This window comes from Sulfitobacter sp. EE-36, assembly GCF_000152605.1.
Classification (GTDB): Bacteria; Pseudomonadota; Alphaproteobacteria; order Rhodobacterales; family Rhodobacteraceae; genus Sulfitobacter; species Sulfitobacter pontiacus.
The window spans coordinates 2,451,282-2,466,561 of sequence record NZ_CH959310.1; the positions used below are offsets into that span (position 1 = coordinate 2,451,282).

The 15,280-nt window shown below is 61.5% G+C and carries 15 protein-coding genes; 8 read left to right on the forward strand and 7 right to left on the reverse strand.

Translation table 11 applies throughout. The annotated features are described in order from the left end of the window. The first annotated feature begins 92 nt into the window (after nt 1-92). Nucleotides 93-1,040 carry a lipoyl synthase gene (gene lipA, locus EE36_RS14440; protein WP_005853478.1) on the forward strand — a complete coding sequence of 316 codons (948 nt, stop codon included), beginning with the start codon at nt 93-95 and terminating at the stop codon, nt 1,038-1,040. 103 nt (nt 1,041-1,143) lie between these two features. On the opposite strand, the gene EE36_RS17645 is transcribed toward lipA, so the two are convergent. Together EE36_RS17645 and hpt are read right to left on the reverse strand one after the other, a co-directional pair. Continuing rightward, complete coding sequence (locus EE36_RS17645; RefSeq protein ID WP_005853479.1) at nt 1,144-1,317, reverse strand: hypothetical protein; 174 nt, start codon at nt 1,315-1,317, stop codon at nt 1,144-1,146. Further along, complete coding sequence (gene hpt / locus EE36_RS14450) at nt 1,314-1,850, reverse strand: hypoxanthine phosphoribosyltransferase (RefSeq protein WP_005853480.1); 537 nt, start codon at nt 1,848-1,850, stop codon at nt 1,314-1,316. The genes EE36_RS17645 and hpt overlap by 4 nt, the downstream gene beginning before the upstream one ends. Nucleotides 1,851-1,917: 67 nt before the next feature. Between hpt and EE36_RS14455 the strand changes: the two genes are divergently transcribed. Then, the gene (locus tag EE36_RS14455; protein ID WP_005853481.1) at nt 1,918-2,373 is read left to right on the forward strand and encodes a type II toxin-antitoxin system RatA family toxin; all 456 of its coding nucleotides are present in this window, start codon (nt 1,918-1,920) and stop codon (nt 2,371-2,373) included. A gap of 51 nt (nt 2,374-2,424) precedes the next feature. Here EE36_RS14455 and EE36_RS14460 read toward each other — a convergent pair whose 3' ends face one another. The 4 genes from EE36_RS14460 to EE36_RS14475 form a co-directional block, all read right to left on the reverse strand. Further along, the gene (locus EE36_RS14460) at nt 2,425-3,606 is read right to left on the reverse strand and encodes an ammonium transporter (protein ID WP_037944254.1); all 1,182 of its coding nucleotides are present in this window, start codon (nt 3,604-3,606) and stop codon (nt 2,425-2,427) included. Nucleotides 3,607-3,766: 160 nt separating this feature from the next. Further along, on the reverse strand, nt 3,767-4,240 hold the full coding sequence (locus EE36_RS14465; RefSeq protein ID WP_039912000.1) for a CinA family protein: 474 nt from the start codon (nt 4,238-4,240) through the stop codon (nt 3,767-3,769). Continuing rightward, nucleotides 4,227-4,724: a phosphatidylglycerophosphatase A gene (locus EE36_RS14470; RefSeq protein ID WP_005853484.1), complete on the reverse strand. Its 498-nt coding sequence runs from the start codon at nt 4,722-4,724 to the stop codon at nt 4,227-4,229. The genes EE36_RS14465 and EE36_RS14470 overlap by 14 nt, the downstream gene beginning before the upstream one ends. Then, entirely contained in the window at nt 4,721-5,863 is a 1,143-nt protein-coding gene (locus EE36_RS14475; protein WP_005853485.1) for a bifunctional 2-C-methyl-D-erythritol 4-phosphate cytidylyltransferase/2-C-methyl-D-erythritol 2,4-cyclodiphosphate synthase, read from the reverse strand. Before EE36_RS14475 ends, EE36_RS14470 begins: the two co-directional genes overlap by 4 nt. A 182-nt stretch (nt 5,864-6,045) precedes the next feature. Between EE36_RS14475 and dusB the strand changes: the two genes are divergently transcribed. The 5 genes from dusB (at nt 6,046) to EE36_RS14500 (ending at nt 13,259) form a co-directional block, all read left to right on the forward strand. Continuing rightward, nucleotides 6,046-7,032, forward strand: coding sequence for a tRNA dihydrouridine synthase DusB (dusB, locus tag EE36_RS14480; protein ID WP_005853486.1), 987 nt, complete (start codon nt 6,046-6,048; stop codon nt 7,030-7,032). Beyond that, a complete protein-coding gene (locus tag EE36_RS14485; RefSeq protein WP_005853487.1) occupies nt 7,032-8,123 on the forward strand; it encodes a nitrogen regulation protein NR(II) in 1,092 nt (363 codons plus the stop codon). The genes dusB and EE36_RS14485 overlap by 1 nt, the downstream gene beginning before the upstream one ends. Before the next feature lie 2 nt (nt 8,124-8,125). Beyond that, nucleotides 8,126-9,499: a response regulator gene (locus EE36_RS14490; RefSeq protein ID WP_005853488.1), complete on the forward strand. Its 1,374-nt coding sequence runs from the start codon at nt 8,126-8,128 to the stop codon at nt 9,497-9,499. A gap of 132 nt (nt 9,500-9,631) precedes the next feature. Further along, complete coding sequence (locus EE36_RS14495) at nt 9,632-11,854, forward strand: PAS domain-containing sensor histidine kinase (RefSeq protein WP_005853489.1); 2,223 nt, start codon at nt 9,632-9,634, stop codon at nt 11,852-11,854. Further along, entirely contained in the window at nt 11,847-13,259 is a 1,413-nt protein-coding gene (locus EE36_RS14500) for a sigma-54 dependent transcriptional regulator (RefSeq protein WP_005853491.1), read from the forward strand. The genes EE36_RS14495 and EE36_RS14500 overlap by 8 nt, the downstream gene beginning before the upstream one ends. A 9-nt stretch (nt 13,260-13,268) precedes the next feature. Here EE36_RS14500 and EE36_RS14505 read toward each other — a convergent pair whose 3' ends face one another. Further along, on the reverse strand, nt 13,269-13,739 hold the full coding sequence (locus EE36_RS14505) for a hypothetical protein (protein WP_005853493.1): 471 nt from the start codon (nt 13,737-13,739) through the stop codon (nt 13,269-13,271). A 153-nt stretch (nt 13,740-13,892) separates the two neighbouring features. On the opposite strand from EE36_RS14505, the gene trkA reads away from it, so the two are divergent. Next, nucleotides 13,893-15,269 (forward strand): Trk system potassium transporter TrkA, encoded by a 1,377-nt coding sequence (gene trkA, locus EE36_RS14510; RefSeq protein ID WP_005853494.1) that lies wholly within the window; start codon nt 13,893-13,895, stop codon nt 15,267-15,269. Nucleotides 15,270-15,280: the final 11 nt, after the last annotated feature.

Below are 15,280 nucleotides of genomic sequence, written 5' to 3' on the forward strand. Positions count from 1 at the left end.
CACCGCATGGCTGCCCCGCAGATGACAACTGCCTCTTTCATGCGCCGCGCGAACCGACTACATAAGGGGCATATTCCAAACGGAGCCTGATCATGCGAGACCTGAAAATCCCCGAGCAGCGCCACCCTGAAAAGGCCCGACGCCCCGACAATCCACAGCCGAAAAAGCCGTCGTGGATCCGGGTGAAGGCGCCGGGTGGCAAAGGCTATGCGGATACCGCAAAGATCATGCGCGAGAACAAACTGGTGACTGTCTGCGAAGAAGCGGGCTGCCCGAATGTGGGCGAATGCTGGTCGCAGGGCCATGCCACCATGATGATCATGGGCGAGGTCTGCACCCGCGCCTGTACCTTCTGCAACATCGCGACAGGGCGCCCACCGGAAGCGCTGGACATCTTTGAACCCGGGCGTGTGGCCGATGCGGTGTCCAAACTGGGGCTGAACCACGTGGTAATCACCAGCGTGGACCGCGACGACATCGAAGACGGCGGGGCAGAGCATTTTGCCCAGACCATCCGTGCCGTGCGCAAACGGTCCCCGGGCACCACGATCGAAATCCTGACCCCCGATTTCATCCGCTGTGATCCCAAAGTGCTGGAAACCGTGGTCGAGGCGCGCCCGGATGTGTTTAACCACAATCTGGAAACAGTGCCCGGCCTCTACCCCGAGGTCCGCCCCGGGGCGCGGTATTTTCATTCGCTGCGTCTGTTGCAGCGGGTCAAAGAGCTTGATCCGACGATGTTTACCAAATCCGGCATCATGGTCGGTCTGGGCGAGGATCGTCAGTCGGTTATGCAAGTCATGGAAGACATGCGCGCGGCGGACATCGATTTTCTGACCATCGGGCAATACCTGCAGCCGACACCAAAGCACCACGCGGTGGACCGCTTTGTGCATCCCGATGAATTCGCCGCTTATGAAAAATCGGCCTATGGCAAAGGGTTCTTGATGGTCTCTGCGACGCCTCTCACGCGGTCGAGCTACCACGCAGGGGATGACTTTGCGCGGCTGCAGGCGGCGCGGTTGGCCAAGCTGGGGTAACTGTGTTGCGTCGGATTTGAGGGGCGCTGCCCCTCAAACTCACGCGGTACAATGAGGGGCGCTGCCCCTCAAACTCCCCGGGATTTACATCCATTTGGAAAGGTTAGAACGGGTTTTTGATCCGTTGGGTCGTGGCCCATTCGGGCCAGTAGCCAAAGTATTCTGCGGCAAAGATCAGCGCGCCGGCCAGGACCACAGCAAAGACGAATTTGACGCGGCCCGCCGAGGGCGGGTGCTGCACCCACCGTTTCATCCGCATCAGCCAAGCGACGTTCATGTAAAACGGACCTTTCCGATAAAGGGCTGGTTGCGGTCGCGCTGTGCGAAATCGATGCCGTAGCCCACAACAAATTCATCCGGAATTTCAAACCCGATCCAATCGGCCTTCATGTCCACCTCGCGGCGGCTGGGTTTGTCGAGCAGCGCAATGGTTTTCAGCCGTGCAGGTTCGCGCGACATCAGCAGGTTGCGTACGTGATGCAGGGTGTGGCCCGTATCGACGATATCTTCGACGACCAGCACATCGCGCCCTTCGATTGCGCCGCGCAAGTCTTTGAGGATACGCACTTCTCTGCTGCTTTCCATGCCATCGCCATAACTAGAGGCCTCGAGGAAATCGACCTCGATCGGGAGGTCAAGCTCGCGCACCAGATCGGCGATAAACACGAAAGATCCGCGCAGCAGCCCCACCACTGTCAGCTTTTCGGTGCCTGCGAATTCGCTTTGGATTTCGCGGCAAAGGGTTTCGATCCGCGCGGCGATTGCCTTGGCCGAGATCATTTCATCGATGACATAAGGTCGCGTCGTCATGGGTTTTACCTTGAAAAAGGGGGAGATAGGATTTCATAAGGGCTAACTTCATGACAGATGGAAATCAATGCCTACCCATTCAGAGACCCGCGAACTGCCCTACACCGCCCAACAGATGTATGATCTGGTGGCCGATGTGGCGTCATACCCAGATTTTCTGCCCTGGACCGCCGCCGCGCGGATCAAAAGCCGTGAGGATAAGGGTGATCACGAGGTGATGGACGCCGATCTTGTCATCAGTTTCAAGGTGTTTCGCGAACGTTTCACCAGCCGCGTGGTGTTGTGGCCAGAGGCCAAAAAGATCGACACCGAATATCTGGATGGCCCGTTCAAATACATGAAATCGAACTGGGCGTTCGAGGATAATGGCGACGGCAGCTGCAAGGTGCATTTCTTCGTCGATTTCGAATTCAAGAACGCGATTTTGCAAAAGATCATCGGCGTCGTCTTTAACGAGGCGATGCAGCGGGTGGTGCGGGCCTTTGAAAAACGCGCGGCCGCGCTCTATGGGGCCGGGGCCTAGAAACAACAAAGGCCCCGATGCGGGGCCTTTGTGTGGGTCTGTGTTTTCCAATCAGCTGCTTAGATCATAGGCCCGTTCACCGTGGACGGATAGATCAAGCCCGTTGACCTCGACCTCTTTGCTGACACGCAGCGGGGTAATCGCCTTGCAGACCAGCACCAGCACGACGGTCACCACCGTGGTATAGACGCCGACAATCGCCAGCGACCCCAGCTGTGCGGCCCAGGACCCCGCCCCGAGGGCCGCGATCATAATGGTGCCGAAGATACCACCCACGCCGTGAACCGCGAATACATCAAGCGTGTCGTCGATCTTGGCCTTGTTGCGGATCAAGACGACCGCTTCCTGGCACAGGATCCCGGCAACCGCGCCGATCAGCAGCGCCGCCCAAGGGCCGACGAAGCCCGACGCAGGCGTGATGGAGGCCAGCCCCGCGATGGTGCCTGTGACGATGCCGACCAACGATGCCTTGCCGAATTTGATCCGCTCCCACAGCGCCCAGGTGAGCGAGGCAGTGGCGGCAGAGATATGGGTCACCGTGATCGCCATCGCCGCACCTCCGTCTGCGGCCAGTTGCGAGCCGCCGTTAAAGCCGAACCAGCCGACCCAGAGCATCGCCGCCCCGATCATCACGAAGCCCGGGTTATGTGGCGGGGTATTGTGGTTGAGGCGTGGACCAAGGAAGACGGCGAGGATCAGCGCCGCGAGGCCGGCTGTTTCATGCACCACGATGCCGCCCGCGAAATCGCGCACGCCGACCTCGCCAAAGATGCCGCCATCGGCCAGGAAACCGCCGCCCCAGACCCAATGCACCACAGGCGCGTAGCACAGAAGCATCCAGAGACCCGAGAAGAGCATTACGAATCCAAAGCCGATACGCTCCACATAGGCACCGACGATCAGCGCAGGCGTGATCACTGCGAATGTCATCTGGAAGGCGAAGAACAGGATCTCGGGCAGGGTGCCTGACAGGCTGTCAGCAGTGACGCCCGACAGGCCGATCTTGCCCAAGCCGCCCCAGAGGCCCGATGTGTCGGGACCAAAGGCGATGGAGTATCCGGCGAAGAACCACAGCACGCTCATCAGACAGGCGACGCCGTAGGTATGCATGAAAACGCTCAGCACGTTGCGGCTGCGCACCAGCCCGCCATAGAAGAGCGCGAGCCCCGGTAATGTCATGAACAGGACCAAGGCCGTGGCGGTCATGATCCAGGCCGTATCAGCTGCGTTCATCTTGGTTTCCTCCCGAAAGGTTTTTGATTGCAGACGGGTGAAACGGATGTGCGCGCGCGACAAAAGTTAAAATGTGGGCAAAGCCGGTGATTAAACGGGCATTTCTACATTCGCCACATATTTAGGCAGCAATTTAGCCATGCCGCCTGTTTTGCGGGCGTTATGTAATCGCCTCAAAAATCAGCCCCAAGGCGAAATCGCGGGCAGCGCGGCGGACTTTATCGCGGCCCAATGCGCCGAACTCTTGCGTTTGGGTGGTGATACCGGACGCCGTGGCGAGGCCGAAGCAGACGCGGCCTTCGGGCTTATGCTCTGACCCGCCGGGGCCTGCGATGCCGGTGATCGACACGGCGATTTGCGCGCCGGATCGTGCCAAGGCACCACGCGCCATTTCAAGGGCGACCTGCTCGGACACCGCGCCGTGGGCGGTGAGTGTGTCTGGGCTGACGCCCAGAAGATCGATCTTGGCGGCATTGGTATAGGTGACAAACCCACGGTCAAAGATCGCAGAGGACCCGGGGAGGTCCGTCAGGGCGGCGGCCACCATGCCGCCGGTGCAGCTTTCAGCGCAAGCGATCATGACGCCACGGTCGCGGGCGCGGTCCAGAAGGGCGTGCAAATCAGGCAAAGAGATACACGTGGTACAGCACGGCCAGTGCGATCACCCCCAGCAGTGCGAAAATGCCTGCAAAGATATCATCCAGCATCACGCCAAGCGCATCGCCGCGCCGGTCGGCCCAGCCGATGATCAGCGGTTTCCAGATGTCGAACAGACGGAAAAGCGCAAAAGCCGCGATCCAGCCGGGCCACATCACAAGGATGTTCATGTCCATCGTCCAGCTGGCATAGCTGAGCGGCAGCAGCGCGACCCATTGGCCCGCAACCTCGTCGATCACGATTTCCGACGGATCATGATCCGCGCTTCCCGCGGTCATGCGTGCGGTGGCCCACCAACCTGCGGCAAAGGTAAGCACGATGCCTGCGATCAACAGCGGCAGCCCACCGATGACATGGAGCAGCCAGGCCCAAGGCAGCGCGACCAGCGACCCCCAGGTGCCCGAGGCAGGGCGGATGTAACCCACCCCCAGAACGGTCGCGATCAGCTTTGCCAAAGTCATAGTTTCACCAATGTTGCTGTGGCCATGCAGGCGATGCCTTCGCCGCGGCCGGTAAACCCCAAACGTTCCGAGGTCGTCGCCTTGACCGACACACGGCTTTCCTCAAGGGACAGGATATCCGCCATCACGCGGCGCATCTCTGCGGCATGAGGCCCCACTTTGGGGTATTCGCAGATCAGCGTGCAATCGACATGGGTCAGGGTGAACCCTTCGCTGCGCGCCAGATCGGCGGCATGGCGCAGAAAGATATGGCTTTGCGCCCCTTTCCACTGCGGGTCGGACGGGGGGAAATGCTGGCCGATGTCGCCCATAGCCAACGCGCCATAGATCGCATCGGTGACCGTATGCATACCGACATCGGCGTCGGAATGGCCGACCAGCCCCTGATCATGCGGGATATCGACTCCGCAAAGTGTGACGTGATCCCCCGGACCGAAAGCATGTACATCAAACCCGTTGCCGGTGCGAATATCCATCGAAGACTCCAATATGCGAGCGGCGCGGGTCAAATCGCCCGGCACCGTGATTTTCAGGTTATCGACGCTGCCGGGGGTGATGGCAACCGCAACACCGGCGGCGCGGGCGACCTCTACATCATCGGCGGCGATGCCTTCAAAGGCGGCATGAGCGGCGCGGATCGTGGCGGCATCGAAGCCTTGCGGGGTTTGTGCGGCATAAAGCGCGGTACGGTCCTGCGTGCCTGCGACGGCACCGTCTTCGGCCACCCAAAGCGCGTCGGTAACAGGCAGGCCGGGGGCGGCTGCGGCATCTGTGACCAGCGCGTCGATCACACCGTCGATGATCTGCGGCGTGACACAGGGGCGGGCGGCATCATGGATCAGCACCAGATCCGCATCCCCCAGCAGCGCCAGACCGTTGCGCACCGATGCTGCGCGATCCGCGCCCCCTTCGGCGACAAGACAGCCTTGCGCGGTGAAACCTTCGGCCTGCGCCATGTCACTGGCGCTTAATACGATGATGATCCGGTCGATCTGCGGATGCCGCTGGAAAGCCGCAAGCGTGTGGTCGATCACGCGTTTCCCGCACAGCGGCTGCCATTGTTTGGGCACGGCGCCCCCCGCACGGGTCCCACGTCCGGCGGCCACGATGAGCGCTGCGATTTTCGGTGTCGACGCCATCGCGCGCCCCCTTTGATAAACTCGCCCCGTTCTAAGCCTGCAAAGCGGCCTGTGCAATCACCCGCACCCCATGCCTAAATTTTAGGCAATAGGTCAGTTTCTCACCAGCAAAAGCTTTTGGTTTGATTGAGTTTCGGCCCACCCCTCGGTAAACCAAAAGCAATTGCACAAGGATTAAGCGTTTGGATCTCTCGGATCTGCCCTTCAAACTCGACCCGCCTGTTTTGCTGGCTCCGATGGCGGGGATCACTGATCTGCCGTTCCGCACACTGGTGGCGTCGTTTGGCGCAGGGTTGGTGGTGTCAGAGATGGTTGCCAGCGTCGACATGATCAACGCCCGCCCCGGGACGCTGGAAAAGGCCGAACTGGGGCTTGGCGTCGAAGGCACTGCTGTACAGCTGGCAGGACGCGAGGCCGCCCCCATGGCCGAGGCCGCGCGGATGGTCGAAGGTCAGGGCGCGCGGGTGATCGACATCAATATGGGTTGCCCTGCCAAGAAGGTGACCCAAGGCTATTCCGGCTCTGCGCTGATGAAAACGCCCGACCACGCGCTGCGCCTGATCGAGGCGGTGGTGAACGCGGTGAACGTCCCCGTCACGCTCAAGACGCGGCTGGGGTGGGACGACAATATGCTGAACGCGCCACAGATCGCCGCGCGGGCCGAAGCGGCGGGCATCACCATGATCACCATCCACGGGCGCACGCGCTGCCAGTTCTATAAAGGCTCCGCCGATTGGGCCGCGATTGCGGGTGTCAAACAGGCGGTCTCAGTTCCCGTCATTGCCAATGGCGATATCATCAGCACCGATGCCGCGCGGCAGGCGTTGGCGCAGTCAGGGGCGGATGGTGTGATGATCGGGCGCGGTGCGCAAGGCAAACCCTGGCTGCTGGCTCAGGTGGCCTATGATCTGTTCGGCGCACCCGCACCGGTTATCCCGCAGGGCACCGATTTCGCGCGCATGGTGTCCGACCACTACGAGGCGATCATCCGGTTCTATGGCGAGGTGATCGGCCTACGCGTCGCGCGCAAACATCTAGGGTGGTACATGGACACCAGCAACACCCCCGCTGATCTGCGCCGCGCGGTACTGACCGCGGCCAGCCCCGCCGAGGTGCACCGTCTTATCCCGTCCGCCTGTCTGCCGGACCACCAGTTGGAGGCCGCTTGATGTCGCTGGATACTGTTTTCGCATCGCTGCCCGTGCCCGCCATTCTGATCGATACCGACGACACGATTGCCGAGCTGAACTCGGAAGCCGAAGGGTTTCTGAACGCCTCCGCAAAGTCAGTGCGCGGTGTGCCGGTGTGGGACATGATCGCCGTCGATGCCCCGCTGGAAGAGGCGTTCACCCGCGCCCGCGACAATGGCACGCCCTTGTTCGTCAACGATGTGGATGTCGGCAGCGGGCAGCGCCCGCCGGTGCAATGCGCGTTGCACTTCGCGCCGCTGATCGATGCGGCGGGGCAGATGATCCTGATGATCACCCCCCGCGAGATGGCCGGTCGGATGACGCAGAATAATTCGGTCAAATCCGCCGCCAAATCCGCCATCGGCATGGCCGAGATGCTGGCCCATGAGATCAAGAACCCGCTGGCAGGGATCACCGGTGCCGCGCAACTGCTCAGCATGAACCTCAGCACCGAGGATCTGGAGCTGACAGACCTGATCGTCGCGGAATCGCGCCGGATCGTGAAGCTGCTGGAACAGGTCGAACAATTCGGCAACCTGATGCCGCCGGAACGCAAGGCGGTGAACCTGCATGACGCGCTGGACCGCGCGCGCCGGTCTGCGCTGCTGGGGTTCGGCGCGCGCATGAAGATCATCGAGGATTACGACCCCTCGCTGCCGCCGGCCTTGGGCGACAAGGATCAGTTGTTGCAGGTGGTGCTGAACCTGATCAAGAACGCGTCAGAGGCGGCGGGCCCCTCGGGCGGCACGATCCGGTTGCACAGCTATTATGAACATTCATTCCGCATGCGCCGATCCGACGGCACGGCGCAATCGTTGCCCTTGCAGATCGAAGTCATCGACGACGGCCCCGGTCTACCAGAGGCGATCCGCGCTGACGTGTTCGAACCCTTCGTATCCGGGCGCGAGAACGGCACCGGGCTGGGGCTGGCGCTGGTGAGCAAGATCATTTCCGACCACGGCGGCTGGATCACGGTGGAGTCTGTGCCCGGCAAAACCGTGTTCCGCATCTCACTGCCGCGGGCCGATAAGACCCAAATTGAAAATACCGCTTCCGATCAGGAGAATTAACGATGGATGGCACCGTTCTGGTCGCTGATGACGACCGCACAATCCGCACCGTTCTGACACAGGCACTGACCCGCGCGGGCTGCAAGGTGCACGCGACATCCAGCCTGACCACCCTGATGCGTTGGGTGGGCGAGGGCAAAGGTGACGTTGTGATCTCGGATGTGGTGATGCCCGACGGCAATGGGCTCGAGATGCTGCCCAAGATCGCGCAGGACCGACCCGGCTTGCCCGTGATCGTGATCTCGGCGCAGAACACGATCATGACCGCGATCAAGGCGGCTGAGGCTGAAGCCTATGACTACCTGCCCAAGCCTTTCGACCTGCCTGACCTGATGAAACGCACCGCCCGCGCGCTAGAGCGCAGCGGGCCCGCCCGCCGTCCGGCGCAGACCAGCTCTGACAGCGATGGGGACCGCGATGATCTGCCGCTGGTGGGGCGCACGCCGGTGATGCAGGCGCTCTACCGCGTGGTGGCGCGGGTGATGAACACGGATCTGCCGGTGTTGATCTGGGGCGAATCCGGCACAGGAAAGTCGCTGATTGGCAAGGCGATCCACGATTTTTCGGACCGGCGGAACCTGCCCTTTGTCACCGTCACCTCGGCCGAATTGCAAGACCTTGAAGGCCCGACACGTGTCTTGGCGCGGGTCCGCGGCGGTACGCTGCTGATTGACGAGATCGGCGATTTCTCGGAAGAGATTCAGGCCCGTATCGCACGCATGATGGACACGCCCGGCGAACATGCGCCGCGGTTCCTTGCCACCAGCCAATCGGATCTGGCCGCCGCGATGAAGGCGGGCACCCTGCGGCGCGATCTGTATTATCGTCTCTCGGGGGCGACGCTGCATGTCCCCGCGCTGCGCGACCGCGTGGATGATATTGCCTTGCTTGCCGCGCATTTCCTTGAACGGTCCGAAACCGGCAATACCGCGCCGCGCGCCCTGTCCGAAGGGGCGGCGAAGGTCTTTGCCAACTATCAATGGCCCGGCAACGTGCGACAGTTGGAACACGCGATGCGGCAGTTGGCGCTGACCAGCCGCGCGCCCGAAATCACCCAATCCGAGGCAGAGCATGTGTTGGGGGCGCAACCCGACCCCGAACCGCTGCGCGCGCAGGCCAATACAGAAAAGCTTGGTGCGTCGGTCGAACGCCACCTACAGCGATACTTTGACCAGCACGGATCCATGCTGCCGCCCCCCGGGCTCTACGCCCGTATCCTGCGCGAGATCGAAGCCCCGTTGATCGAGATCGCCCTTGCCGCAACCGCTGGTAATCAGGCGAAATGTGCAGACCTTCTGGGAATCAACCGCAATACGCTGAGAAAAAAGATCACGGACCTCGATATTGAGGTGACACGTGGTCGAAAAATGATGTAAAAGCGCCACATAACCGTGGCCATCTAGCCTCAAAGCCGGATCAGGACCACAAAAATGGGCGGTTGATGCATAGGTGCATCACATCATCGGTGAGGATAGCGGGTGCTTACCCGGTCACGCAGCTATTATCTTATGCGGCTTGAGCGCCTGCGCCGGATCAGGCGCGTGCGCAATCTGGCGACCTTGGGGCTTGTGGTTCTGGGGCCGGTGCTGGCGCTTGTTACCTATCTGGTGCTCGGACCGCTTGAACAGGGCGGAAACACCCCCAGCCTGCGCATCATTCTGCTGATCGATCTGGTCTACATCCTGCTCGTCGCCGCCCTTGTGCTGAGCGAGGTCGCGCGGCTTGTGGCGGCACGGCGGGCGAAGTCTGCGGGCTCTCGGTTGCACCTGCGTCTGACGGGGGTGTTCGCGCTGATGGCGCTGATCCCGACGGTGAGTGTTGCGATCTTCGCGGGGCTGACGATCAACGTCGGGCTTGAGGGCTGGTTCTCGGATCGGGTACGGTCCGTGGTGGGCAATTCGCTGGCCGCCGCCGAAGCCTATGAGAACGAGCAAAGCGATGATCTGCGCGAAGATGCCATCGCCTTGGCCCGCGCGATTGATCAAGCGCGTACGCAGGGCGTTGATGTGCCGGACACTCAGCTTTTGGCGGACGGGCAACGCCTGATCCAGCGCGGCTTGCGCGAGGCCTATATGATCGATGGCACCGGCCAGATCCGCGCGCGCGGCGACCGGTCCTATCTGTTCGATTTCGAAGAACCGACACCCGAACAGATCCGCGAGGCACAAGAGCTCGACGGCGCGCCGCTGGTGATCGAGGATTGGGATAACAACGAATTCCGCGCGCTGGTGCTGATGGAAGCCTTTGTCGATCGCTATCTTTACGTCAGCCGCGATGTGGACGGAAAAATCCTGTCGCTGCTGGACGATACCAAGGAAACGGTGCGGCTGTACCAACAGCTTGAAAACGAGCGCGGCAAGCTGCTGTTCGAATTCGGGCTGCTTTATGTGGGCTTTGCGGTGATCCTGATTCTCGCAGCGGTCTGGCTGGGGCTGTGGTTTGCCGAACGTCTGTCAGGGCCGGTGGGCCGGTTGACGGGCGCGGCGCAGCAGGTCGGTGCCGGTGATCTTGAGGTTCAGGTCCGCGAGGAAGAAGGCGATGACGAGATCGCCATGCTTGGCCGCTACTTCAACCAGATGACCAAACAGTTGAAAGGCCAGCGCGAGACGTTGCTGGATAACACCCGCCAGATCGAACGCCGTCGCCGCCTGTTCGATTCGGTGCTTAGCTCTGTCACCTCGGGCGTCGTGGGGCTGGACCCCGAAGGGCGGGTGACCTTCGTCAACCGCTCTGCCGCGCGGCTGCTGGACTGGAGCGAGGACCAGCAATCGCTGGCGCTCTCTGTCGCGGTGCCGGAGTTCGGCCCGCTGTTCAATACGGTCGTCAAAGGGCAGAACGAGGTCGCGCAGGGCGAGATCAAGGTCTCGCGTCAGGGGCAGATGGAAAATCTGCTGGTGCGCGTCGCTACACGGCGCAGCGAAGACGGGCGGCTAGAGGGCTATGTTGTGGCCTTTGACGATGTGACCGATCTGGTAAGCGCGCAACGCATGGCCGCATGGGGCGACGTGGCGCGGCGCATTGCCCATGAGATCAAGAACCCGCTCACCCCGATCCAGCTGAGCGCCGAGCGAATCAAACGCAAGTTCGGCCCCAAGCTGCCCGACGACGCCGCCAGCCTTGACCAGATGACCGGCGTGATCATCCGCCAGACCGGCGACCTGCGCCGTATCGTCGACGAATTCTCCAAATTCGCGCGCATGCCAGAGCCTGAAACCTCTGTGCAGAATGTCGTTCAGGTGCTGCAGGATGCGGTCGTGTTACAGCAGTCGGGCCAGCCCGACGTGACCATCAGCGCCAATCTGCCGACACAAGAGATACTGGCGCGGGTAGACCAGACAATGCTGTCGCAAGCCTTAACAAATTTGATTAAGAACGCGGGCGAAGCCATTGAAAGCCGTAAGCAAAAAGACCCAGATGCCGATATAGACCCGCGCATCGAGGTGCAGTTGACCACAACCCAAACGGCGCTACAAATCACCATAGCGGATAATGGCATCGGATTGCCGGAAGACCGCGCGCGACTGTTCGAGCCATATGTCACCACCCGATCCGAAGGGACTGGCCTTGGCCTGCCCATCGTGAAAAAGATCATCGAAGAACACGGCGGGACGTTGTCGTTGGAAAACGCGCCGGTCTTCGCGGGCGAAACACATTTCGGCGCAATGGCGGTGATCACGCTACCCCTTGCTGCCCCCACCGGAACCCCAGAACTGGAGACCCATAATGAGTGACATCCTGATCGTTGACGACGAACGCGACATCCGCGAGTTGATTTCGGACATTCTGGAAGACGAGGGCTTTGTCACGCGGTTGGCCGGCAATTCGGACGAGGCGATCTCGGCCATCAACGCGGAACCGCCGGCGCTGATGATCCTTGATATCTGGTTGAAGGACAGCCGGATGGACGGGATCGACATTCTGAAAACGGTAAAGCGGGACAATCCGGATGTGCCTGTTGTCATCATCTCGGGGCATGGGAACATCGAAATCGCGGTCGCGGCGATCAAGCAGGGTGCCTATGACTTCATCGAAAAACCCTTTAATATCGACCAGTTGATGGTGGTGATCCGCCGCGCGATGGAAACCTCGCGCCTGCGTCGCGAGAACCACAGCCTCAAACGGCGCGAGGTCGCCAGCACCGATATGATCGGCAGTTCGACCGCCTTCAAAACGCTGATGGGGCAGCTTGACAAGGTCACGAAATCGAACAGTCGGGTGATGCTGCGCGGCCCTGCGGGGGCGGGCAAAGAGATCGCCGCGCGCTATATCCATGCCAATTCCAACCGTTCATCGGCGCCCTTCGTAACGGTCAACTGCGCCAGTGTCGCGCCGGACCGAATGGAAGAAGTGTTGTTCGGCCGTGAAACCCCTGACCGTGGCGTAGAGCCGGGCCTGCTGGAACAGGCGCATGGCGGGGTGATCTTCTTTGACGAGGTGGCCGATCTGCCGCTGGGGACACAATCGAAAATCCTGCGTGTACTGGTGGACCAGCAATTCACCCGCGTCGGGGGCAACGACAAGGTGCGTGTGGATCTGCGCGTTATATCCAGCACAAACAAGGATTTGGATGCCGCGATTAAAGCAGACACCTTCCGGCAGGAACTATTTCACCGGCTCAACGTCGTGCCGATCTCTGTTCCGTCGCTAGAGGACCGCCGCGAGGATATCCCCGTCTTGGCGCGCCACTTTATCGCGGACTTCAACGCCTCGCAGGGGTTGCCGCTGCGCGAATTCTCGGGCGATGCAGAGGCGTTGTTGCAGACGATGGTCTGGCCGGGCAACGTGCGTCAGCTCAAGAACCTGGTGGAACGTGTGCTGATCCTTGGCGACGGCACCGGCCCGATCGAAGCGCGCGAGCTGCCGGGCGAGGAAGAAACGACCGACGAAGAGGGCCGCGTGGTGCTGTCCGGTGCCTTGGCGACCTTGCCCCTGCGCGAGGCCCGCGAAGCGTTTGAACGCGAATACCTGCTGACACAGATCAACCGGTTCGGCGGCAACATCAGCCGCACCGCGAATTTCGTCGGCATGGAACGGTCGGCGCTGCACCGGAAGCTCAAAAGTCTCGGGGTGGTGACCTCGGCTAAGTCGGGCACGCGGGTGGCGCAAGTGGATGATGACGGGGCAGCCGATAGCTGACCCCGCTCGCTACCCCCGCGTCACGATCTGGAAACTGCCATCGTCATTGCGGATCACGCAGGCGTTTTCAGTCAGCGCGGGCAGGGCGGTCGTGCGCCCCTGCGGCGCGGCCTTGGCGATGCCAGCGGGGCATTGCGGGATCGACACCGGCGCAAAGCCGGCATCCGCCATACATTGCGTTTCAACCCTTTTGCGCAGATCGGCACTGGGATCGACCGTATAGGTCTGCCCGGGCTCGAAATACCCCGCGCGGGAAGTGCAACGGCCATCGGACCGGCAGACGCGGCGCGGCGGGATGAAACGGGGCGGGGTGCGCACGGTTTGAAGCGCCACGGGCACCTGCGCCAAGGCATCGACCTGACATTGCGTGGTCTGCCGTTCGACCATCGCGACAGTGGCACCGGGTTTGTAGTAGGTGTTCAACGGTGCGCAGGCCGCCAGTGCCACGCCACCCCAGATGATCAATGCCGTTTTCCGCATATGCGCCCCCGTCTTGCTATGGAAGCAAGTCTGACATTTGAATTGACCCTTGCATAGCCATCTGTCATTCAAATCACTGGCATATCACGGGTCACGCGGGCACGCCCCAGCTGGTGACGCAAGGCAAGGCTTCACGCCAAAGGAACCCCATTTATGAAAGTGATCATTTGCGGCGCAGGGCAGGTCGGGTGGCAGATTGCCCGCCATCTTTCGGGCGAACGCAACGACGTCACAATCGTTGACAGCAACGCCGATCTGGTGCGCCGCGCCACCGATACGCTGGATGTGCAAGGGATCGCCGGCTTTGCAAGCTACCCTGACGTGCTGGACCGCGCCGGTGCCCGCGATGCCGAGATGATCATTGCCGCCACCCATTCGGACGAGGTGAACATGGTCACCTGTCAGGTGGCCCATTCGGTCTTTGGCATCAACCGCAAGATCGCGCGACTGCGCAGCCAATCCTATCTGACCGCGATCTATTCCGATCTTTATCGTCGCGATCACATGCCGATCGACGTTGTAATCTCGCCCGAGAAAGAGGTGGCGAATGCGGCGTTGCAGCGGCTTTCGGCCCCCGCGGCCTTCGATACAGAGACGTTCATGGACGGGATGGCCCATCTGATCGGCATCCAGATCGACGAAGACTGCCCGGTTGTGAACACGCCGCTGCGACAGTTGACCGATCTGTTCTCGACGCTGCGCGCCGTTGTCGTCGGGGTGCGCCGTGATGGCACGCTGTTTGCGCCGGAATCCAAGGACCAGCTGTTTGTCGGTGACGCGTGCTATGTCTTTTGCCACCGCGATGACATCCCCCGCACGCTCGAGATTTTTGGCAAGACCACCAGCAAGCTTGAACGTGTCGTGCTTGTGGGCGGGGGGAATGTCGGGCTGGCCGTGGCCCAGAACCTCGAGGCGCGCGGCAAGCGGGTGCGCACCAAGATGATCGAGAAGAACCGCCGCATCGCGGAACGCGCCGCCGAGGCGTTGGAGCGGACGATCGTGCTCAACGGTGACGGGCTGGACGCGTCCCTGCTGGCCGAAGCGGGCATTGGCCGCGCCGATGCGATGATGGCGATCACCGATGACGACAAGACCAACATGCTGGCCTGCGTGCGCGCCAAATCCGAAGGCTGCCCCTATGTCATCGCGCTGATCAATGACCCCACGCTGGTCCCGCTGATGGAGCCTTTGGGCATCGACGCCTATATCAACCCGCGTTCCACCACCGTCAGCTCTATCCTGCGGCACATCCGTCACGGGCGGGTGCGGTCGGTCTATTCCATTGGCGATGCCGAGGCAGAGGTGATCGAGGCCGAGGTGCTATCGACCTCTCCGATTGCGGGCAAACGTGTGTCCGACATTGATTTCCCCGAAGGGGCATTGATGGGCATGGTCCGCAAGGGCGACGAGGTCATGCGCCCCCTTGGCACAACACGCATCGAAGAAGGTGACGTCATCGCTGTGTTCTGTCTGGCCAAAGACGTGCCGCAGGTCGAACAGCTGATGCAGGTCTCCATCGACTTTTTCTGATGGTGCCTGCG

What these genes read in the sequence shown, in the direction of transcription:
- lipA (WP_005853478.1), top strand. Translation starts at nt 93, where the DNA reads ATGCGAGACCTGAAAATCCCCGAGCAGCGCCACCCTGAAAAGGCCCGA.
- EE36_RS17645 (WP_005853479.1), bottom strand. Translation starts at nt 1,317, where the DNA reads ATGAACGTCGCTTGGCTGATGCGGATGAAACGGTGGGTGCAGCACCCG.
- hpt (WP_005853480.1), bottom strand. Translation starts at nt 1,850, where the DNA reads ATGACGACGCGACCTTATGTCATCGATGAAATGATCTCGGCCAAGGCA.
- EE36_RS14455 (WP_005853481.1), top strand. Translation starts at nt 1,918, where the DNA reads ATGCCTACCCATTCAGAGACCCGCGAACTGCCCTACACCGCCCAACAG.
- EE36_RS14460 (WP_037944254.1), bottom strand. Translation starts at nt 3,606, where the DNA reads ATGAACGCAGCTGATACGGCCTGGATCATGACCGCCACGGCCTTGGTC.
- EE36_RS14470 (WP_005853484.1), bottom strand. Translation starts at nt 4,724, where the DNA reads ATGACTTTGGCAAAGCTGATCGCGACCGTTCTGGGGGTGGGTTACATC.
- EE36_RS14475 (WP_005853485.1), bottom strand. Translation starts at nt 5,863, where the DNA reads ATGGCGTCGACACCGAAAATCGCAGCGCTCATCGTGGCCGCCGGACGT.
- EE36_RS14485 (WP_005853487.1), top strand. Translation starts at nt 7,032, where the DNA reads ATGTCGCTGGATACTGTTTTCGCATCGCTGCCCGTGCCCGCCATTCTG.
- EE36_RS14490 (WP_005853488.1), top strand. Translation starts at nt 8,126, where the DNA reads ATGGATGGCACCGTTCTGGTCGCTGATGACGACCGCACAATCCGCACC.
- EE36_RS14495 (WP_005853489.1), top strand. Translation starts at nt 9,632, where the DNA reads ATGCGGCTTGAGCGCCTGCGCCGGATCAGGCGCGTGCGCAATCTGGCG.
- EE36_RS14500 (WP_005853491.1), top strand. Translation starts at nt 11,847, where the DNA reads ATGAGTGACATCCTGATCGTTGACGACGAACGCGACATCCGCGAGTTG.
- EE36_RS14505 (WP_005853493.1), bottom strand. Translation starts at nt 13,739, where the DNA reads ATGCGGAAAACGGCATTGATCATCTGGGGTGGCGTGGCACTGGCGGCC.
- trkA (WP_005853494.1), top strand. Translation starts at nt 13,893, where the DNA reads ATGAAAGTGATCATTTGCGGCGCAGGGCAGGTCGGGTGGCAGATTGCC.